19 protein-coding genes are annotated in these 20,074 nt (G+C 57.7%); 10 read left to right on the forward strand and 9 right to left on the reverse strand.

The features are described from left to right. Position 1 precedes the first annotated feature (1 nt). From sctR to EAV90_RS39485, 8 genes are read right to left on the reverse strand one after another with little or no spacing between them, the layout of a single operon-like run. Complete coding sequence (gene sctR, locus EAV90_RS14315; RefSeq protein WP_129143715.1) at positions 2-667, reverse strand: type III secretion system export apparatus subunit SctR; 666 nt, start codon at positions 665-667, stop codon at positions 2-4. Continuing rightward, positions 660-1,715, reverse strand: a complete 1,056-nt coding sequence (gene sctQ, locus EAV90_RS14320; RefSeq protein ID WP_129143716.1) for a type III secretion system cytoplasmic ring protein SctQ — start codon at positions 1,713-1,715, stop codon at positions 660-662. Before sctQ ends, sctR begins: the two co-directional genes overlap by 8 nt. A 57-nt stretch (positions 1,716-1,772) precedes the next feature. Then, positions 1,773-2,309, reverse strand: a complete 537-nt coding sequence (locus EAV90_RS14325) for a hypothetical protein (RefSeq protein WP_129143717.1) — start codon at positions 2,307-2,309, stop codon at positions 1,773-1,775. After that, positions 2,285-3,640: a type III secretion system ATPase SctN gene (gene sctN / locus EAV90_RS14330; protein WP_129143718.1), complete on the reverse strand. Its 1,356-nt coding sequence runs from the start codon at positions 3,638-3,640 to the stop codon at positions 2,285-2,287. The genes EAV90_RS14325 and sctN overlap by 25 nt, the downstream gene beginning before the upstream one ends. Beyond that, on the reverse strand, positions 3,637-4,260 hold the full coding sequence (gene sctL, locus EAV90_RS14335; protein ID WP_129143719.1) for a type III secretion system stator protein SctL: 624 nt from the start codon (positions 4,258-4,260) through the stop codon (positions 3,637-3,639). The genes sctN and sctL overlap by 4 nt, the downstream gene beginning before the upstream one ends. Beyond that, complete coding sequence (locus EAV90_RS14340; RefSeq protein ID WP_129143720.1) at positions 4,257-4,877, reverse strand: nodulation protein NolU; 621 nt, start codon at positions 4,875-4,877, stop codon at positions 4,257-4,259. The genes sctL and EAV90_RS14340 overlap by 4 nt, the downstream gene beginning before the upstream one ends. A 19-nt stretch (positions 4,878-4,896) precedes the next feature. Beyond that, entirely contained in the window at positions 4,897-5,751 is an 855-nt protein-coding gene (gene sctJ, locus EAV90_RS14345) for a type III secretion system inner membrane ring lipoprotein SctJ (RefSeq protein ID WP_129143793.1), read from the reverse strand. A 17-nt stretch (positions 5,752-5,768) separates the two neighbouring features. Further along, on the reverse strand, positions 5,769-6,278 hold the full coding sequence (locus tag EAV90_RS39485) for a nodulation protein NolB (protein WP_164936935.1): 510 nt from the start codon (positions 6,276-6,278) through the stop codon (positions 5,769-5,771). Between the two features lie 203 nt (positions 6,279-6,481). On the opposite strand from EAV90_RS39485, the gene EAV90_RS14355 reads away from it, so the two are divergent. The 9 genes from EAV90_RS14355 (at position 6,482) to EAV90_RS41965 (ending at position 17,503) form a co-directional block, all read left to right on the forward strand. Next, a complete protein-coding gene (locus EAV90_RS14355; protein WP_129143721.1) occupies positions 6,482-7,183 on the forward strand; it encodes a secretin N-terminal domain-containing protein in 702 nt (233 codons plus the stop codon). A gap of 1,514 nt (positions 7,184-8,697) precedes the next feature. Then, positions 8,698-10,497, forward strand: coding sequence for an HrpF/NolX family T3SS translocon protein (locus EAV90_RS14360; RefSeq protein WP_283810469.1), 1,800 nt, complete (start codon positions 8,698-8,700; stop codon positions 10,495-10,497). Between the two features lie 1,201 nt (positions 10,498-11,698). Next, entirely contained in the window at positions 11,699-11,965 is a 267-nt protein-coding gene (locus EAV90_RS14365) for a nodulation protein NopA (RefSeq protein ID WP_245509513.1), read from the forward strand. A gap of 113 nt (positions 11,966-12,078) precedes the next feature. Continuing rightward, positions 12,079-12,969, forward strand: coding sequence for a SctD/MshK family protein (locus tag EAV90_RS14370; protein WP_129143722.1), 891 nt, complete (start codon positions 12,079-12,081; stop codon positions 12,967-12,969). Positions 12,970-13,002: 33 nt separating this feature from the next. Next, positions 13,003-13,542: a hypothetical protein gene (locus EAV90_RS14375; RefSeq protein ID WP_129143723.1), complete on the forward strand. Its 540-nt coding sequence runs from the start codon at positions 13,003-13,005 to the stop codon at positions 13,540-13,542. 2 nt (positions 13,543-13,544) lie between these two features. Continuing rightward, positions 13,545-13,967, forward strand: coding sequence for a type III secretion apparatus assembly chaperone SctY (sctY, locus tag EAV90_RS14380; RefSeq protein WP_129143724.1), 423 nt, complete (start codon positions 13,545-13,547; stop codon positions 13,965-13,967). An 8-nt stretch (positions 13,968-13,975) separates the two neighbouring features. After that, on the forward strand, positions 13,976-16,093 hold the full coding sequence (gene sctV, locus EAV90_RS14385) for a type III secretion system export apparatus subunit SctV (RefSeq protein ID WP_129143725.1): 2,118 nt from the start codon (positions 13,976-13,978) through the stop codon (positions 16,091-16,093). A 106-nt stretch (positions 16,094-16,199) separates the two neighbouring features. Then, positions 16,200-16,742: a tetratricopeptide repeat protein gene (locus EAV90_RS14390; RefSeq protein WP_129143726.1), complete on the forward strand. Its 543-nt coding sequence runs from the start codon at positions 16,200-16,202 to the stop codon at positions 16,740-16,742. Between the two features lie 602 nt (positions 16,743-17,344). Continuing rightward, a complete protein-coding gene (locus EAV90_RS41965) occupies positions 17,345-17,503 on the forward strand; it encodes a hypothetical protein (RefSeq protein WP_488226160.1) in 159 nt (52 codons plus the stop codon). Positions 17,504-17,925: 422 nt separating this feature from the next. Here EAV90_RS41965 and EAV90_RS40530 read toward each other — a convergent pair whose 3' ends face one another. Further along, a complete protein-coding gene (locus EAV90_RS40530) occupies positions 17,926-18,111 on the reverse strand; it encodes a hypothetical protein (RefSeq protein ID WP_122405457.1) in 186 nt (61 codons plus the stop codon). 1,166 nt (positions 18,112-19,277) lie between these two features. On the opposite strand from EAV90_RS40530, the gene EAV90_RS14410 reads away from it, so the two are divergent. Then, entirely contained in the window at positions 19,278-19,988 is a 711-nt protein-coding gene (locus tag EAV90_RS14410) for a hypothetical protein (RefSeq protein ID WP_245509514.1), read from the forward strand. Positions 19,989-20,074: the final 86 nt, after the last annotated feature.

The raw sequence follows: 20,074 nt of genomic DNA on the forward strand, positions 1-20,074 counted from the left end.
CTCACCCCCCCGGGGATGCGTAGCTTAAGACCAATCCGTGCATGAGCCGCGACCAGCCGTCGATTGTGACGAACAGAAAGAGCTTGAAAGGAACGGATATCATTGTTGGTGATACCATTGACATGCCCATGGCCATCAGAATTGTCGTCACAATAAGGTCGATCGTGATGAACGGAAGATAGAGAAGGAAACCGATTTCAAACGCACGCTTAAGCTCCGAGATCAAAAAAGACGGCACGAGGATCGCAAAATCATCGGCTGTTGCGTTGGCGCGCATCTCCTCCGACCAGATATGTTCCGTCGACGACAGGAAGAACGTGCGCTGCTCCTCAGTGGTGAACTTTTTGAGATGGGCGCGCAGCGGCTCGCTCCCCTCCTTGGCGGCGGTCAACCAGTCATCGGCGGTTTGGTAACGAAGTTGCGTATTGGTCACGCGGTTGTAGGTTTGCTCGAATACTGGGGCGCCTATGAACACGGTAAGGATCAATGCAGCACCATACAGAACGATATTCGGTGGTATGGACTGAGTGCCGAGCGCGTTGCGGATCAGGAAGAGAACGACGGAAACCTTGATGAACGCCGTTGTTGTGACAACTGCGAACGCCAGCAGGCCAAGACCGGCGGTCGCCGCAACAAGCGCAAGGATGCTCGGTTGAATGTCAACCATTGACCGCCAACTTGCTAAGTAACCGGATGCCCAACGCTTCACCGACACGTACGATGTCGCCGCGGCCGATCAATTGACCATTGGCAACAATATCGACCGGACCGTCCACCGGCCGGCCAAGCTCGAACACGTGCCCCTCGTTGATGCTTCTCAACGTACCCAGCGGGATGGGCCAGCGGCCGCATTCGAACACAAGCGTGATCTCAATACTGTCGATGTCGGCTTCCGAGAGCGGGATTGCTTGTTCAGCTTGTGGGCGTATCGTCATATTTGCATACCTTAGAGGATGGGACTGCAGGCGGAATGGTCCCCGAAGGATAAGTCTGTCGCCCGCGACCTGCGCCGGCGCCCACAACTTGTCCGCAGCGAGGATGAGCTGGCCATGAGCAAAGGGAATGACTTCGGGCAGCAGTGCGTCGCCGGGCTGTGCTTGGCGAAGAAGCTTGATGGGCGCGCGCAGCGAGCCGATCTCTCTCGCAATTACGACCGGCAATTCCGAAGAACTCTTACCTAAATCTCGCGGTGATTGGCCGATCAGCTCGCCTAAGACACGAAACGCAGACGGAACCAGACCGTCAAGAGGCTCGAACAAGAACAGGCGGGCCTTGGCCGCCAGCGCCCCGAAAGTAACGTCGAACTCCAAATAGGGGTCTTTGGCCGTTGCGTCTTCGACGCAGATCAGCTGCAAATTCCGCGCAAGCGCGATCTCGAGTGGAGCGAGCCAAGGTTCCAGTGCAAGTTCGAGAAGGAGCGAGCGGGTTGGGTCGGAAGGTAAAGTAAGGCCAGACTGGACCGTTGAAATCAGTGCCTCGACGAGAAGGCGGGGCAAGGACAACACAGCGGTCTCGCCTCCGGCGCAAAATACGCAGTCGAGCACCGACATGGCATATGGCTCGGCCTGCCAAACAAGCCGGCTCATACGGATCGACAGCGGCTTATCGCCAATGCGGCTCTGCAGAACCGTGCGCGGTGCGGCGGTCTCGTTGAGCCAGGAGACCACTTCATGCGACAGCTTTGCCGCTGGCTGAAATAGTGCGGGTTCACCCATGGCATTTATCGACAGGTTCCGCGGGTGCAGCTCGCGACGCGGTAAGAGAACCAGCCATTAGTTCGAGCCATCGACCGTCTGGCTGCGCGAACCACCCTGATATCGGAGCAAAACCTCATCGTCGGCATCGACTTCGGCTGCAAACTCCGAACGGACAGCGGTAGTGCGCTGGACATCGCCCTCAATCTCCTGCCATTTCTGGCTCGCCGCCGACCGCTTGGCCCATATGGTGCGCGCCTCATTCACTGCCCGCTCGGCCTGCTCATGCGCGATGCGCGCCTGCTCACGCGCCTGGCGTGCCGATTCGATCTCTGCTGCCAGCCGCCCAAGGACGACTTGACAGCGACGATCGAGCTCGGCCACGGACATCATCTCGAGGGACACCAGCTCCTGATAAAGTTCAGCTTCGGCCTTGGCGCGACGATTCTCAGCGCCTTTAAGATTCTCAGACGCTCGCTGCAGCGCTGCGACCGCCATTTGGCGCCTGTCTTCCATGTTCGACAATTCACGAAGCGCGCTTCGCTCTCTCATGTCTTTCACCAGCCGCAATTTTGACGCTTGTACGAGATTCAGGCCGTCAGACGCGACATCCATGAAACGGTCTCCTCAAAGCTACACGGCTCGTCCTGTCCCTGGCGCAAGAATGCGCGCAGTTCCTCGATTGACTCGATTGCCCGATCAGTCAGTGGATCGCTGCCTGGCTTGTATTCACCGACCTTGATCAGGAACTCAGCCTCATTGTAGCGCGAGAGCAGATCGCGGAAGGCGGATGCCGCCTTGCGATGTGGACCAGAGGCGACCGCATCCATGACACGACTTCGGCTCGACAGCACGTCGATGGCGGGAAAATGCTCTCGCGAGGCCAACGCGCGCGAAAGAATGATATGACCATCGAGAATTCCGCGCGACTCTTCCGCGATCGGATCGCCCGTGCCGTCACCTTCGACAAGCACGGTATAGAATGCCGTGATCGAGCCCCGCTCGCCCATACCGGCTCGCTCCAACAGACCAGGAAGCAGCGCAAAGACGGAAGGCGGAAAGCCGCGCCGGGTGGGAGGTTCGCCGGCGGCAAGGCCGATTTCGCGCATCGCACGGCTAAATCGCGTCAGCGAATCCATCATCAGAACGACCCGCAGACCTTGATCACGAAAATACTCGGCGAGTGCGGTCGCCATATGAGCGCATTGCGCCCGCTCCATTGCCGATCGATCCGATGTCTCAACGACAACGATCGTGCGAGCGAGGGCATTTCCAATGTGACGTTCGATGAATTCACGCACCTCGCGTCCACGCTCCCCTATGAGCGCAACCACGGTGACATCGGCGGCCGCGCCTTTTACAATTTGCGACATCAGCGTCGACTTACCGCAACCGGCATCTCCATAGATTCCGATCCGCTGACCTTCGCCACACGTCAGAAGTCCGTCCAGCACGCGAACGCCGAGCGGAAACGGTTGCTCGATGCCACGCCGCCTCATCGGGTTGGGCGCCTTGCCGCGGAGCGGACTAGTGTGGATCGTCTTTATCGGCCCCTTGCCATCAAGTGGACGGCCGAAGCTATCGATCACGCGGCCGAGCAGGTCGGGCCCGACTGACACTTCCTGCATGCGCCCGGTCGGGAGCACTTCCGCGCGATGGGACAAGCCTACCATATCGCCAATGGGCGTCAGCAACACCCCGTCCGGCAGCAAACCGATGACTTCCGCCTCAAGTGACCATCCGGAAGCGTGATCCTGCAACAGGCAAAGTTCTCCAACACGGGCCCCTGGCAACACGGCATGGAGCAAGGTGCCGATCGCACGCGTGATCCGTCCCCGCACGGCACGCGTATCGACATCCTTTGCTGCAAATCTCAGAGATGCTATCGCCGCATGCACATCTGCTTCTCCGCCAGCTTGATCATGGCCTGATCGTTGCGTCGTCACGGATAGCTTTCCTGAGAAGAAGGATTAAGGCCGATGCGTAATGTGCGGAGCTGCGCGGCAAGTCCTAAATCGACACTGCCGAACTCACTCCACAGAACACACTGGTCCGGCCCCACGGCAGGGTCCGGATCAATTCTGACTTTCGGGCGACCATTCGTTCCGTCGAACGCCAGGAATTCATGCCTTAGTGCATCAGCGTTCACAGGAGACACGTGAAGGCATACTTCTGCGCTGCCATATCTTTTCTCGACGGCGTGACGAACGGTCCTTACCAACATCTCACCCGGATCAAAGGAGCCCAACAAATCGCTCAATATCTCAATGACGAGCTGTGGTAACTCCTCTTGCAGAACGGCTTTTCGCCGGGCCACATCGGAAGCCGCTCGGGCAATCAGCTGTGCCATTTCGTCCGAGCCTGACCTTAGACCCTCGCAGTGCCCGCGCTCCCGCTCCTGCTGATAGGCCTTCCTTGCCCAACTGCGAACCTGCCGCAGGTATCGCTCGGCTAGCGCGCGCGTCTGCACCGCATCGTACCAGATGCCAAGTTCCGCGGCTGATATGAGCGGACCAAGCGGCCGAATCCGCGGGCTATCCGGCAGGATTGTTTCATCGGCCGTCATGCCGCTGGCTCCTCCGTGGCCAAGTGGGCCACCACCAAAGGCAATAACTGACCCGCTGAATTGTGGTGTTCGGCTGCTGGGGATTCGGCGGTGGTCCCCACAGGTAAGCGGAAAAGAACGCGCACACGGTCAAGCTCTGATGCGTCCTTGAGCCAAGCGCCAAGGCAGGCGCAGCCGTCATGTTCAATCTGGCTCGCCAGCTTCTGCGGATCGTCAATCGATGTGGTTGCGACGGCGCTGGATAAGTGTCGGATTGCGAAAGCATGTGCTTCGGCACCGATATTTTCGATCAGACTCGCTACATCATGCCTCGACACAAATTTAAGCACCGAACGGGCATGCCAGATACTGCCCGCGAGCAGCGCCGCCCGACGCGGATCATGCCCGAGCAGAACGTCCCTACCCCAGTCGCTTCCGTTCGAAACCAGCTCACTACCTAGCAGCAATTCGACCAGTCTTTGCTGCAGTCTCGGAGACTTCTGCAACTGCAGCACTGTGGCGGCCGACAGGAGCCCATCAAGATGGCCGGCAAACCGGCTGGGATGGATCAAAGCGGCAAGCTCGCGCAGGCGGTCGGAATGCGGGTTGAGTGAAACACTTGGGTTAGTGGATGCCATCGATACGGACCTGCTGCCGCTATTTCGGATCGGAGGAGAGCTTTTTGCCGGCGGACTGGACCGCTGGCTTGCTGGCATCTCTGCCGAGACTTGTCACTTTGCGCCAGGATTGACGAAGCTGTCGCCCACGTGTGCTCAGCAGCACGTAAGATAGAATGCCCAACGCGGCGAGCCCACCTCCTGCACCGACGGCAACGTGGGTTGCAATGAACTTGGTTGGTTCGGCGGAAGCTGCCGCTGGCACAACTGAGACCTCATGCTGAGCCCGCTCAACCGGCACGAACACGACCGCCACCTTGTCGTATGATAGACCTTCGATGCTGTTGGCGACGAGCATCTTGATCTGCGGCAGCAAGGCTGAGAGCTTCGCGCTCGAGGCGTATCGAATGAACACCGACGCCGAAGACGGGGTTGCATCCTGTCGCAAAAGATCATTCTTCGGCAGAACGACATGAACACGCGCGGAGAGAACCCCATCGATATCGTTGATCGTGCGCGACAATTCTTCACTGAGAGCATAGACGTAGCGGGCTCGCTCCTCAACCGGAGAGGCAACGAGGCCCGCTCCCTTGAACACCTCACCAAGGCTCTTGAAGGATTGGCGCGGCAAGCCCTGGTCATTCAGAAGCTCGATTGAGTAGGCGAGCTGCTTTTCTTCCACCTGAATTGTGCTGGTCCCATCCTTACCGACAACACGGATGGCATCGACGCCCTTGCTCAGGAGCAGCCCAAGCATCTCGTTGGCTTCGCGCTCTTGCACTTTGGTATACAGATCGGCTTTGCAACCGGCGAGGGTCAGAAAAAGCGGCAACAGGGCGAGAGCATGAAGCCGCTTTCTTGCGGGGCAGCCGCTACCGATCTTGTCTTTCGTCAAGACAGCCAACGGCCCGCTCAGCCCGCCGATAGAAGCTTGTTCAGAGATGAACTGACAGCACCTGTCCCCTTGGAGAGGAGCGAAACCTGGATGACGCCATTGTAAACATCCCGCAGATTCGCCAGCGCAGAGTCGAAATGATCCGCACCTTCCGGTTTGCCCGCTGGATGTACCTCGACTTGCTGTGCAGGCAAGACTGGTTGCGCTGCCGGCCCAGGCTGGAGACCCTTGGTAGGATCCGGCTCGCCGACGAGCGTCGGCGAAACTGCACCCGACGGAAATGGTCTGCCCTTATGGATAGTAGAAATGCTCTGAAGGACGCGATCGCCGAGCGGACTCGCCGACATGACTGCGCGCTGTACTTCCGGCAGCAATGGAGCTGGCGCGCGCTCGGTCACAGAAGAGGCGGCACCTTGGTTCGAGGCCGCCTGCGCAAGACTCTCATCAAACTGGGCGTGTGCCGGCGAACAGCCGCTGGAGGCACACTCGACGGAGTTGGCAGGGATCGACGTAATGCCAAACAACATGGAGGAAGTCATTTCTGTCACGTAGTGAGGTGAGCCGTCGGTTCACACGAACGGGCCGGCACTTTAGAGGCACAAGCTGACCAAAAACTGACGAGCAGCTGTCATCTAATGATCACGGTCAGCTTCCAATTTGCGACAGAGCAGCGGCTTCCAAATTTTGGGACAAATTCCCGTGCTTGTTCTCAAGCGTAAAAATAGCGGGAATGCTCATTCTATCCACAAGGCGGCACATCTTGAAGAAACTTCTCTATGCTGGTGTTTTCATTTGCTTGGGCGTCGTCGAGGCGCCTGGCGCTCCCCTGGCGCTGCCATCGACGCCTTATAGTTACACAGTTCTGGATCAGGACCTCGCGGCCGCACTGCAGGAATTCGGCAACAACCTAAATATCAGAGTCAACGTCAGCACCGGGGTGAAGGGGCGGATTCGCGGGCGAATGCCCGATCTCCCACCGCGAGAGTTCCTCGAACGGTTGATCAATCTCTACAATCTTCAATGGTACTACGATGGGCTGGTGCTCTATGTATCCGACGCGCATGAGGCGCAAAGCCGCCTTTTGGTCTTGCGTCCAATCAGCTTTGATGCGTTCAAGGCGGCACTCGATGCGCTCAACATCTCCGACGAGCGTTACATCGTGAGAGCCGTACCGGGAGATGGCCTCGTCTTCGCCTCTGGTCCACCCCGCTTTGTCGCGCTTGTGGAGCAAACACTCAAAGGACTTGCGGCGGAGGCACAGGCACGGCGAAACCCGAGCGGTGACGAAAAGCCACCGCACGAGTCGGTTTTGATGCTGTTTCGGGGATCCTCCAGCGTGGTCATTCGCGAAGGACGACCGAATGACGCTCCTTCGCCGGAGGCACCACATCAAGACGGCATGGTCCACATACCCGATGCAGGTAAGAAATGACCTGATGACAACAGATCGCCTACGAAGAGGTGCAATGCGTCTGTTTATGCCCTGTGTCAGCTTTTCGAAAGCTACTGCTGCCATTGTCAGAGCGCGGATATGTAGATGGCCGATGCCGCACGGCGGCGCAATAAACGTCCAGGCCGGAGCCACTGATGCGAACCAGAGTCCTGGCCAGCAGCATCGGTGACCGTGCTTTGCCGCTTTAGCGCCTCGTGCGAGCTTTTGAACAACTCTACGAACTCTGCCATGCAAATGAGCTTCATCGCATAAGAATGAAAGCCCCTCCGTTGTCCAAAGGGAGGAACAGGATGAACTTCAACTCGCTAAGCCCGGCGGACAACAGCCCAGCGTCCCACTCGTCCTCGTCGCCCGCCGGTCCGAGAGAGTCGCATTGCATAAAGTACCCGAATACAGCCAGGACCTAATTTGGCAGGAACTCGGAGGCAGATCATCGCGTGTTGAGCATTGAGCGGCGGCGAGCGGACCAATTCCCAACAGCCGATCTCTAAGCACCGCGTGGACGCGTCCGATTTCGGCAACGACCTGTTTGGCAAGATCCGGGTCACCTCACGCTGGACCATCTCCAGCGGAGCTCGCGTTGCCCGCAGCGGTTGCTCCGCCGGAACTTGGAGATTTCGCCATGGCGAACGGCCGTCGCGCCAGGGACGAGTGGGTCTTCACTGGCCAAACCGCTGCGCCTGCTCAGATCGAACTGCTAAGAGGCCGCGACCTCATACCGACTAGGGCTGCCCGGACAACCACGTTCTCCAACCTGGGTGTGCCTCACAGGGCGGAATGGCAAGAAGAAGGTTTATTCGTATCAAACCATCCCTAAACTCTGCCCTTTTGGCCTGTAGGTTCGAGCGAACACTCGCGAAGCGGATAAGCATGATGACATAAAGAATGCCAGGCGCAGCTGTGCTTCGATCCGCTCGGGGCAACATGGTCCGCACAATACCGTCGGACTTTTTCGAGCACCCACGCCAGTCAATCTCATACGATCATTCTGGTCTCATCGGGGCAGGCCCCAACACTCTCGTTGGGCAGGCGCGAGGTCGCTAGGCGTGGGTGATTTCACCATCAGATGCTGCGGAGACCTGCGACGTTGTTGCAGGAATCAGCGCACGTGACCATCCGCAGAGCGGCAGACTCGGGTTCATTGATTCGACCTAGTTGGCGTGGAGGCGAGCGATCGAAACCAAACAGGCAAGCCGATTCCGATATCAAGAACCATCACCGCCTTTCACACTTTCATTTCGCGCCTCGTTATGAAACCTCTGAATGCCGTCAGCTTTTGGAAAGCTAATCGAACCTACCATACGGCGTGAACATCTAGACGGCGATGTGCCCATAGATTGTAGCGGAACTGAGCGCTGGGGCGCACTGAGCAATCGGAAGCAAGTGGTAGGAGCCATCGATCCTATCAACATTTATTGCTCGTTGTTCGTCGCGACTCTCGGGCTGCGCCACATGACCGGCTTGTGGTGCGATCTCAAATCAGAGGACGTAGAATGTCAGTCAACAACCTGTCGCTAACCGCCAGCTCCACTTTGTCCGGGCTGGCGCCCGGGCCCTCATCGGCGCGGGATCTTTCAAGTTTCGAGGCGATGCTGGCTATTTTCTCGTTGAAAGACAAGGTCGATGACCATTCCGCACCGCAGAATCCGGCAGCTGCCGACTCAGCCAAGCAGCTGACGGAGGAACTCACGCAGGAGGTGCGGAACATCCTCCCGCCGGAGATCAAGGCCGCACTGGACGCATGTCAGCAGCCGCCAGAGCCATCCTCCACGGAGTCCTCCTCCGCTGCGAGCGCACCGAAGATTGCAGAGGCACCCGTACAAAGCTCAAGGATCACGTGGAACAGCGGCACGTTGACTGATGCCGAGCTGCAGATCGTGTCGGTACTGAACCGACACAAAGACAAATGCCCGCTGGATTGGAAATCTCTTGGAGATTTGGCCAACGATCCCTCCACACGAGCGGATCTAAAAGCGGCGATCGAGGCTCTGCAACAGGACCCAGAGCTCTTCTATGCGATAGGCTCGCAAGGTGACGGCCGCTGCGGCGGGAAGATTAAAGCAGGTGATCTCTCCGGCTTCTCCGATCACCACCCTCAGGTTGGTGCGTTCCAGGAGCAGCGGGCAAAGAGCTATACGCAAAACTACATCCCTTCCGACGGCACCCGGAATGCCGAGCCATCGGTTATGACCCAGACCGATGCATTGCGCGAGCTCTATCGGTATTCCGACAACCTGCCTAAGAACCTAAGCCTTGCGGATTTCAAGCGGATCGTCGACGGCGAAGCCAAAACCGGCAAATGCCCGCCACAGGTCCTTGCGGCCGCTCAATACTTCCTCGATCACCCGGATGAATGGACGCAGTTGTATGGTGGCTCGATAGACAAGGTCCACAAAGAGGACTTCCTGCAGATTGCTTCATCATCGATGAATCTCACGCAAGCCGAGCTCGATACGCTCAATACGATCAACAAGAACCAAAACGCTTTCTTCAGGAACGGTGATCTGACCCGGGAAAAGCTGGCGAGCATGGTCGATAATAAGAGCCTCGCGCCCGAGGTGCGAAAGGCGGCCTCCCAGCTGCTCTCCGATCCTGTGTTGTTCGGGTTGATGAACAACGCAATTACCGGCTACAAAACCCACCATAAGTTCTTCGACTTCGGCGGCGGGCATACGGTCGATTCCGGCAACATCAGCAACAGCGACTTCAACCAGTTCTTCAACAACATGTCGGGTGCGAACCGCACCGTCCTCCAAGTGAAGACGCATGCCGTCCGAACGCCTGCCGAGCAGGACGCGGTCGCGGACATGACGATTGGCGTGGCAGACCAGCCCGACATCAAGTCTCCCAAAAAGAACGGTGGCGCCTTCATGCACGCACTTAATGACGTGCTCAAAGTTGGCTCTAAGGTATTCGACTGGGCCGCGACAGCAGTCGGTGTACTTGGCTTCATTCCAGGCTTGGGGGAATTGGCCGATCTGGCGTCAATGGTGCTCGAAGCCGAGGCGCAAGCTGCAAATCTTCTTCACACTGCCATCAGTGGCGGCAACATAAAGCAAGCGCTGGAAGAAGCCGGGCTGAGCCTTGCGGCACAGGCGGTGGGCTGCATCGCCGGACCTGAGGTCAAATTAGCAATGCGAGAGGGCTTGGTGAAGCAGGCAATTCAAGAAGCCGCGACTGCCGGCATCAACCTGCCGGTTTCAGTGGCCCAGTCCTACGCGCAGGATTATTTGAATAACCTGAAGGCTCGCATCGAATCGGAGCGCTTGCAAACTGCAGGCGCTAACGCCTAGGCGGAGCGACGCTATCTTCTCAGGATCACGCCGGAAACGGCGCTTGCGCGGCCTCCGCGCGGTTGGGCCTCTCTGCCGAGCAGTAGGTCGCGCAAGCTCCACCAGCATACTTGAGCCGCCCCCGAATCCGAGGAACTTATTTCGGGTTTTCATTGCGCACAAACTATGTTGGCCGCACTCGGTCGTTCGACTCCGACCTCAAATCCAGTCTGTCGCTTTGAAGTTCCATTGACTGCATACGCCGCCTGTCAACCCGCGAGGCAGTAACAATACCCGACAGACCGGCCACAGCCGCGGAGCCTGCCGGTTACGCAAGGATCGAGAGCACATTGATCCAAAGGGCTCTTTCTCGAGTAGCGCGCTCCTGCTCGGTCTCCGTGAAAGTGGGTCGCGATTGAAGGATCTGCCATGGCCCCCCCCCCAGGCCGATGGACCGCTCTGGCCGCTGAATCGGCCGTCACTCTGGCTTTCAGCCTCGCTCCCGACGAGGTCAAGCTCCGTGCCGCATCGCCTGACCGCAAGCAAATTGTCGAAAGAGCTTGGAGGCGTCGAAAAGGACGTGAGCCAGAGATTGCAGCACGTCCAGCCCAAAACGCTATATTAGTGGCGGCTTTGATATTTCGCCAACTGAACGCTTTCGACGCGATGAGATCAAGCTCCCCAAACGATTGTTTGTCTTAACCATCTGATCTCCAGCTTTCGCCGGTGACCTTTCAAATACGCTCTGCTGGTGAAGGCTTTTGATGACGATCCACCATCGGCTCATTGTATTTTCTACGACTCGTCAGCTTGTCGAAAGCTAATGCATGCAGAGTGGAGGGTGGAAACTGCCTCCATTGGCACATCGAATTGACATAGGAGAACCCGATGCGCGTTACGAGCTCTAGCGCCGCTGGGCACGTTGATGCTGACCTCCATGCAGCTGGCGGCAAAAGCGGCGGCAAACACGGATCTCACAAGCCAGGCGAGCGCGACGATCATGGCCGATCGCCTGATGCAAACATTCCCGTAAACGGCGGCGCGTCCACTCCGGGCGGTAACTCGCATGAAGCCGCTATGCAGCAAGCGTTCAACGTCGCTCTGGGAGCCGTTGCTCTCCAATTTGCGAATAGTGCAATGAGCCGTTTCGACGATGTCATGGCCGAGACAGAGGAGGATTCCTGACGTCGCATGTTGCGACGTTAGGAAATAGGAGCCGCACGTGGCGGCGAAATCGAGCAAACAGGAGAATAGTATGGGTAAAGGAGTTGGTGCGTCTGGTACCTCGACTGCAGGTGGGGTAGCCGGCACCGCTACTGCTGCAGCAGCTTCCACCACTGCTGAAGTTGCTGGAGAGGCGGCATTCCAAAAGCAAATCGCCGCTTTGACTGCGACCAGCACAAAGGCTGCTGAGAGGGATGTGGAACTTCGCGTTGTCTCGACTGAGCTTTCGACTATCAAAAAAGCGGCCGATGAGCGGGTGCAGTAAGGGATGAGATGGGGCGGCGTCGCCGCCCCACTTTCCCCGGCTGCTGTCTGTGAAGTCGCAACGGGCCGTACGGTTTTGCCGTACGGTCCCGTTCGCTATTCAGGAAACTGACCGTGAATGAACCAAATTGCTTGCATTTCGAAGTGCTGTCGGGGGGTTATTCTGGGCTGACAAGTAAAGTGGGGATCGGATCGTGTCTGATTGGCAGCAGCCTCGATGCAGACTTAATCTTCGTCGAACAAGGCCTCGAACCGCACCATCTCCGTGTCACCCCGCATTCCAATTCAATCGAGATCGAGGCCCTTGCGAGGGACGTCAGGATCGAGGGGCACGAGACTGTTTTAGCGAATGAGCCCATTGTTGTCCCTCTTCCTGTCGTTTTGCATGCCGGGGCGATGTCCATTCGCTGGACGATCGAGGACTACAAACAAGCTGGCTCCATCGACCGGCGGCGTATATCGCTCGCCGTTCTCACTTTTGTCCTGATCAGCTCTGCCGCGGTTGGCGCAGTCTCATCCAGTTTTGTCCAGACCGACACCACCGTGGCGTCAAGTCGGTCGTCCCCTGCTACGACGATTGCACCCACGCTGGCGCTCAGCGCTCCTGATGCTTTGGCCACCAATGCAGCTGCCGAGCGGCTGCAAGAGGAAGTTGACAGAGCGGGCCTTGTCGGCATCAAGGTCGGCTCTGGGGCGGGCGTTGTCACCGCCGACGGCACCGTTACGCCCGCCTCGCTCGCCACATGGCGAGACGTCCAGCAGCGGTTTGATCAAAATAGCGATGGCGCTTATACGCTTGTCAATGCGGTCGCCATCAAGGTTGAGAAGACGCCCCCAGCAATTGAAGTCCAAGCTGTTTGGCGCGGGAGCCAACCCTATATTGTCGTTGCTGGTCAAAAGTATTTCGTCGGCGCGCTCTTGAGCAATGGATGGACCGTCTGCGGGATTGAGGAAGGGCGTGTTTTGCTGAGCCGGGATGGTCGGCTTGCCACCCTACGCTATTAGCGTTTTAGGCCGCAGGTAAGGAAGCAAAGTGCCATGACTAGGCTGCCCCCGAATCCCGTCAAGCCTGGCACCTCTTTTCAGGAGCCAAACGTCGATCATCATGCATTTGCCATCACGCCCGTTAGTTCTCGAGGCAAGTCCATCGCGATTGATCGGACGCGTGGCAATGATAACAAGAGCCACACCTCAATTTCTCGTCACAGCGACGTGCTGGATCCCTTGGTGGACGCCACGATCGAGAGCGCGCTCGAGCTCAGTTCGATCGATGCAGTTTCGCGCGTCAATCTCGACGAGGCGCGCGCCCCGCCAGGTCAGGTCGAGCCAGGCTCGGAACTCGCTTGGCTTAATGAGCCCAATCTCGCGCACGGTCTGCTCTCCTTCGTGACGCCGCGCTTACGTCATTCGCATGTTCTGCGTCCAGAGCAACACGGCCTTCTTCTGGAGCGTTTGGCTGATACGCTATCAGCCGCGCCAGAGGATTTGGTGTCACGTGAAGGGGCCGCGCTTCTGCAACTGGAGCTGCAGCGATTAATCCTGCTCCGGCAGAGTCACAACGGCTTGATCAAAGGCTAGCGATGGCCGGGCCAGACAAAGTGCAACACTTCACATCTACACAGCGCGTTTCCGAAGCCGGCGCTGTCGAGCTGATCTCCGGGCCGGAGCGAGATTTGCTCTGCGTGCTTTCTTATGTCTACCTTGCGTGCGGACAGAGCGCCAAGAGCCTGGCTCTGTTGCGGCTGGTCGCTCACGAACAGTCCCAAGACATCGGCCTGCTCCGCATCCTGGCCTACGCTCTCATCTCGGAGCGTCGCGGTGACGAAGCACTGTCGGTATTGGACAAGCTTGACAAACTGGATGACGAGCCGTCTTCGTGTCTGCCCTTGATGCTGATGCGCAGCCACGCCCTGCGTCATGCTGGCCGCATGACCGAAGCGCAAGCCGCCTTCAAACGTTATGTTTTGTTGCGGGGCAGCACAGCTGCAATCGAACAACAATAAGGCTTCTCATGGCCAACCTTCTACGAAATCTCATCACGCGCGCGCCGGCTCACCCGGATTTGATGGTCGCGTTGATGCTTCTTCTGGCGATCGGAATGATGATCATGCCGATCCCGATCATCGTGATCGATATGCTGATCGGCTTCAATCTGGGGTTTGCCATATTGCTGTTGATGGTAGCCCTGTATCTCAACACGCCTCTCGACTTTTCGTCCCTACCGGGCGTCATCCTGATCTCCACCGTCTTTCGTCTCGCTCTTACCGTTGCAACGACGCGACTGATCCTAGCCGAGGGCGATGCCGGCAGCATCATCCATACGTTCGGCGATTTCGTCATATCCGGCAACATCGCCGTCGGCATTGTCATATTCCTGATCGTGACCATGGTGCAGTTCATGGTTCTCGCCAAGGGTGCCGAACGGGTGGCGGAGGTATCGGCGCGCTTCACGCTCGATGCGCTGCCGGGAAAGCAGATGGCGATCGACGCAGAGCTGCGCAACGGCCATATCGATCAGCACGAAGCCCGCAGCCGGCGCGGCGCGCTGGAGCGAGAAAGCCAACTGCACGGCGCGATGGATGGCGCTATGAAATTCGTGAAGGGCGATGCCATAGCCGGACTCATAGTCATCTGCATCAACATGCTGGGTGGCATCACGATCGGATCGCTCTCCAAGGGCATGTCCCTCGAGGAGGCGATGCATCAATACACCATCCTGACGATCGGTGATGCGCTCATTTCGCAGATTCCGGCCCTGCTGCTGTCAATTACCGCAGCAACCATTGTTACTCGTGTCAACGGTCCTTCCAAACTCAATCTCGGCGCTGATATCGTCAACCAACTTATGGCCAGCACGCAAGCGCTACGCTTGGCCTCCTGTGTCTTGCTTGTGATGGGGCTCGTTCCTGGCTTCCCTTTGCCCCCCTTTGTCATACTGGCCGCGCTCTTCTCCGCCGCCAGCCTTCTCAAGGTTAGCGTGCAAGAGGGCAAGATCGCTCCCAAAGCCGGCGCCGGTCCCACCGGTTCGGCTCCCGCTTCCGCACAGGGTCAGAAGCAAGCCGTGCCCGCGGAGGCACTTCCAATTACGCTGTTGCTAGCGCCGAGCCTGATGCAAGCAATCGACGTAGGGGAACTCGAGCAGTGCGTCGCTCGGGTTTCGGCATTGGTTTCAGCTGATCTCGGCATCACAATTCCACGCATTCCCGCCCAAAGCGCAAAGCACCTGGCCCAATCGCAATTCCGGGTGGATGTCGAAGGAGTGCCCGTGGAAGAGGGCGCCATTGACCCTACACAACTCTTACTTAATGACGACGTGGCGAACATTGATTTGAGCGGGATCCCCTTTTGGCACGACCAAGACACGAATCGGATATGGATCAAACAAGCCCATGCGCCTGCTCTCAAAGCTGCCGGAATAGGACACTACCGTCCGAGCGAAATTATCGCCTTGCGGGTCCAGTCAACGTTGACACGCTATGCACAGCGCCTGGTGGGCATTCAGGAAACGCGTCAGTTGCTTGGCCGGATGGAGCAGGAATATGCCGATCTGGTGAAAGAGGTGCTGCGCACGACACCGATCCCTCGCATCGCGGATGTCCTACGTCGCTTGTTGGACGAGGGCATCCCGATTCGGAACACCCGTTTGGTTTTGGAGGCGCTTGCAGAATGGAGCGAACGGGAACAAAATGCCGTACTACTCACCGAATATGTGCGCTCCGCTCTGAAGCGGCAGATCTGTCACCGCTACGCCAACGCCCATCGTGTTGTGGCGGCTTTTATCGTTGAGCGCGAGACCGAGGATATTGTGCGCAGTGCGGTGCGCGAGACCGCTGTCGGTCCGTATCTCGTTTTGGAGGACCGGCAAAGCGAGATGCTGCTTTCACAATTTCGCCAGATCCATGCGAGCATCGCACGGAGCCAGAACCAGCCAGTTATCCTGGGCTCGATGGATATCCGGCGCTTCGTCCGGGGCTTTCTCACCCGCAATGGAATAGACTTACCTGTTCTCTCCTACCAGGATCTCGCCTCGGATTTCACCGTCCAGCCGATTGGCTCGGTCAAACTTGCGCCTGGCAAGGACAAGACTCCTATAGGCGGCCATCGTGACCTCCTCCCTGCGGCCGGCTGACGAGCACGGGTTTGGGGTCGTGAGGTCGCTTATGAATTCATGTAAGATTACCGTTCTGCGGCGCTGGCGTAACTTTCGTCGCCATTCGTGCTCGGCCTTTCTCCCCATGCTTGCTTTTGTGCTGCTCGCGGGTTGCGTTAACTCGCACAACTCGAGTCTTTCACAGCAGCCGGCGTCTACGGCAGAGCTGGTCGGGGCCAAGGATGTCGATCCAGCGATGCGCGAGCGCATCGCTCGCGCTCTCGGCCAGGATGCTGACGAGAAGGCTTTGCGCGATGCGCTGAAGCAACGACCGGACAATGTTGATGCCGCGATTCCTCTTGCGCGGGCTTTGCTGGCACGCAAATGCCCGAATGATGCGCTTGAGGTGCTCGACGGGATCTTATTGGCAGCCCCTGGCGACCTGCGCGCATTGAATGCCAAAGCGGTTGTTCTCGATCACGAGGGCCGACATCGGGAGGCCCAAGAACTCTACCGCCAAGCTCTCGCGGCGGAACCCGCAAACCCGATGCTGCGCAATAACTTCAACCTGTCCCTCGACCTTGACGGTAAGACGGAGACTGGCGGCGCCAACCCAGCACCGCAGGCGGACGTCCGGCACTTCGCGGCGCTATCTCGAAGCCAATGCGGGAGCGGATCGGAATGGTGACGTCTTGATGCTTAGCTCTCAGCATGCCGGCAGCTAGGCTTCCCATCAACGCGGAACACTCAATCGGCGGGAGCCCCCGCGACCTCGTCGGTACAAATGGCAAGCTTCATGTTTCAGCGCACCAACAATTTACCCGATACACAATGCGCTTCCGAGGCAAATGAAATGAGAACGAGCGCGACTAAGGGCCGGTACTACGCGCATCGCCAGCGATTCGCCGGATATACTGCCCTCCCCTGAACTCGGCGCCATCGAGTTTCCCCCGTCCCGCCATACGCGCTGGTTGACGAGCCGGCCGGTGGTTGAGATCTCAAGATCATTCGAGAACACGCTGGCAGTGTTTATGGCGGAGACATAGAGCATATTGCTGCGAATCCGCAGCGATACTCTAGCTCGGCTGTGCCGAAAGGCTCAACGCACAGCGGACGTTGCGTTTTGCTTCGGCACGAAGTCTGGTTCGGAGAAAGCGCGATATTTCAACTATCAGCGGGAACAAGAGCGCCGGGCTCCTGAGAACGGAATCCGGAGGTCGCCCGAGTGAGCTGTTCAAGCGCAAAAATGATTGGCGCGAACAATTTACTGGGTGAGATGAACTCACCTCAATAACAGATTTCCGGGTTACTCATCCGCTTGTCGATAACACGGGCGATCTCTTGCTTGAACATCAGCTCCGGATCGACGGCAACGAACCGCTCGTCCTCTCTCAGTCTTTCAATCCCGAAGCGAAAGCCCGCGCAGCAGCTTTTGGTTTGTTGAGGTAAGTGACTCGATCATGGTGCTTGATCCCACCAAGCACGAGGGCAAATGGAACAAGAAAGGATGCAAATTGCAACAAGCGGGTAAACCGCGTTTGTTACGGTCGGCTTTAGGGCTTAATGTTTACATGGCACCGCGACGCACGGTGGCGAACCAAGGACTCCTTCTTGCCGAATGCGAAGGCATCATCCCTCCGGGCAACGGAACGGCGCCCTTGGCACAGCGTCGGCGAGGGCGGAAGCAATAGAGCTGAGCTATCCGGTGGCTGGACGAGGGCCCGGGATGTGCTGGCGGAGATCACGAAGCTGTTTGAGCGTTCTATTCGACGCTCCCGCCGATGAATTCCCAGCGCGGCCGCTTGCGCGACTGGATCGTTTGGCCGACCTATTGGCCAGACGGTGGGTTCTTTTCATCGTCGAGCGCGCAATCAAGCAGGACGTGCAGCAGAACAACTGAAGTATCGCTCGATCTCCGCGATCGCGCGTTCCTCCCACTCTGCAGCTTGCGCTAGCAATGAGTCCCGTTGGATTGGCCGAAATGCGGCGGACTGACGGCACAACGAAGCTATCGCGCGATAGCGGCGCACGTTTTCCATAACGGCCGGTCCGGTCATGTGTGGATCTCCTCCCCTGCTATCCCGGGCAAGAACTTGCTCTAAAACCGTTTTCGATCCGTTAGCGGTCGGAGAATGGTTGGCCGAACTTTGCCGGCATGACGGAGGCCGATGATGAATGTCTTCCACAAGGAACACATCCACATAAAACCCGGCTCGGCAGTGCTCCATCCGGGCGCTTCTGCACCCCGTTGGCTCAGTTTATTGGTTGGATAGCGGAGTTAGCAACAGCTAGCGCGAGAGAGGCACGTTTCGGCTTGCAATCTCAATCAGGATGACTGTGAACTGGTCTGTCTTTAGAATCCTCACTAACTCGTTTGAGCAATCCGTTTATTGGTGATTTGAAAGACAGAGAGCCGGTGCTTTGTCGCCATTCTTCGACAGCAAACGGCACGCAACTGTGACTTCCTCCGTCTCATCGGAGCTAGCGAGATTGAGCAGTTGTTTACCTCGCCGGTCGACAACCGAGATGCTGCTTAGCGACGGATTCTCTCAATCGCGCAACCCTATGCAATCTAGCGTAAGCTTATCGCATAACGTTCCGAGTCTCTTCCGTAGCTCCGTTTACTTGACTTAGCGGTGCGCTTGCGCGGCCGGAGTGCACGGGGGTTTCACCGAGAATTTAGCGGAATCGAAGAAGGCCAGAGATACTCATCGATACTCATGGGAAGTGTATCGCCGCAACTGCTGAAATTAAAGGGCTATGGGAACGAGGCTAACGTTCGGGATCCACTGGGCCGCAGACTACCACCATTGGTCCACCGCGATTGATGCCGGGGCTTTCCATCGGATGCCACGTGTGCCGCTAATTGTGCTTCAAAACGTGCCGCAGTCCTACCCCTCAATATGCGGCGTCGTGGATCTGCTGAAACTATCGTGCCTGTCAGCATGGCGGCCCGCCAGAGCGCCCCTCGCGAGGTCAAGGAGGCCGTTTTAGACCCGCAACTAGCAATGACAAGTGTCCCCCGGTCTTGCCGCCGTGTAGATCACAAAAGGCTACTGCGCCATTCAAGGGGACGCTTCAGCCAGCCGAAAGACCTCTCGCCATCAGCCTACCAAAACAAGGAGACGACGGGATCTTGTTTGTAGCATATGCTCTGCGAGCGTACGGATGACAACAATTGTGGGCCGGCGCGCTCGCATCCTACGGGTTTAGGGGCACTCGGATGATTACGCCGTTTCGACGGAACTGGAGTCCAAACGAATTATTCAATACTCTTACGCCAGCGATGTTCGCCGCCGAGCCGTCGGCTGTCCGCGCACGTTGGGACAAATTGTGGCCTGATCTGTACACCGAATATGACGCCCGGTACTTGAAACAAGAGTTAGTGGCGAGAAATCTTATCGCTTCCGATGAAGCTGCTGCATTCTTTAACGCCTGGGCGGTTGACGAAGAGCGCCACACCGACGGATTTATCCGGATCATTGAACTTGTCGCCAATGGATCCGAAAGGACTCTTCGGGAGAGATTGGAGGCTCGATCTCATGATTTTGGACCGATCGTTGAACATCTGAAGGACGAATTTTCCGTGATGGTTATGATCGCTTTTGATGAAATGTGCACTTGCCGCGCCTATGCAGCAGAAAAGCCGTTTTATGACGCCCTTGGGAACAACACGTTCCATCATTGGCTGCGGGAGATAATTGCCGACGAGGCGGTCCACTCGATGAACGCCGTTAATGTTATCCGCTCGCGCTATCGCGATCGCATTGGCCAAGTCGGCACAATTCTTGATAACCTAATCCGCGCGGCCGATATTCTACGCTATTCTGGTACCTTCGTCCTAGACTACTTCGGCGCAGTGTACTCCAGGGAGCTGCTCGCCGACTCCCGCCTCGCTACCATGAGAAATATTGCCAAGCCACTCACCGTATAGAGCGAGATCTGTAACCACGGGCTTGCGGAAAGTTGCACCGGCATCATACCGCCTTCAATCCCCCCTTCTGCAAGTTGCGATTCTGC

The organism is Bradyrhizobium vignae (genome assembly GCF_004114425.1).
Taxonomy (GTDB): Bacteria; Pseudomonadota; Alphaproteobacteria; order Rhizobiales; family Xanthobacteraceae; genus Bradyrhizobium; species Bradyrhizobium vignae.

Bases quoted from the DNA above. Each gene is read 5' to 3' on its own strand.
- sctV (WP_129143725.1), top strand. From the start codon at position 13,976: ATGGCCAACCTTCTACGAAATCTCATCACGCGCGCGCCGGCTCACCCG.
- EAV90_RS14410 (WP_245509514.1), top strand. From the start codon at position 19,278: ATGATTACGCCGTTTCGACGGAACTGGAGTCCAAACGAATTATTCAAT.
- EAV90_RS14390 (WP_129143726.1), top strand. From the start codon at position 16,200: ATGCTTGCTTTTGTGCTGCTCGCGGGTTGCGTTAACTCGCACAACTCG.
- sctR (WP_129143715.1), bottom strand. From the start codon at position 667: ATGGTTGACATTCAACCGAGCATCCTTGCGCTTGTTGCGGCGACCGCC.
- sctY (WP_129143724.1), top strand. From the start codon at position 13,545: ATGGCCGGGCCAGACAAAGTGCAACACTTCACATCTACACAGCGCGTT.
- sctL (WP_129143719.1), bottom strand. From the start codon at position 4,260: ATGACGGCCGATGAAACAATCCTGCCGGATAGCCCGCGGATTCGGCCG.
- EAV90_RS14325 (WP_129143717.1), bottom strand. From the start codon at position 2,309: ATGGATGTCGCGTCTGACGGCCTGAATCTCGTACAAGCGTCAAAATTG.
- sctQ (WP_129143716.1), bottom strand. From the start codon at position 1,715: ATGGGTGAACCCGCACTATTTCAGCCAGCGGCAAAGCTGTCGCATGAA.
- EAV90_RS40530 (WP_122405457.1), bottom strand. From the start codon at position 18,111: ATGACCGGACCGGCCGTTATGGAAAACGTGCGCCGCTATCGCGCGATA.
- EAV90_RS14375 (WP_129143723.1), top strand. From the start codon at position 13,003: ATGACTAGGCTGCCCCCGAATCCCGTCAAGCCTGGCACCTCTTTTCAG.
- EAV90_RS39485 (WP_164936935.1), bottom strand. From the start codon at position 6,278: ATGTTGTTTGGCATTACGTCGATCCCTGCCAACTCCGTCGAGTGTGCC.
- EAV90_RS14340 (WP_129143720.1), bottom strand. From the start codon at position 4,877: ATGGCATCCACTAACCCAAGTGTTTCACTCAACCCGCATTCCGACCGC.
- EAV90_RS14360 (WP_283810469.1), top strand. From the start codon at position 8,698: ATGTCAGTCAACAACCTGTCGCTAACCGCCAGCTCCACTTTGTCCGGG.
- EAV90_RS14355 (WP_129143721.1), top strand. From the start codon at position 6,482: ATGCTCATTCTATCCACAAGGCGGCACATCTTGAAGAAACTTCTCTAT.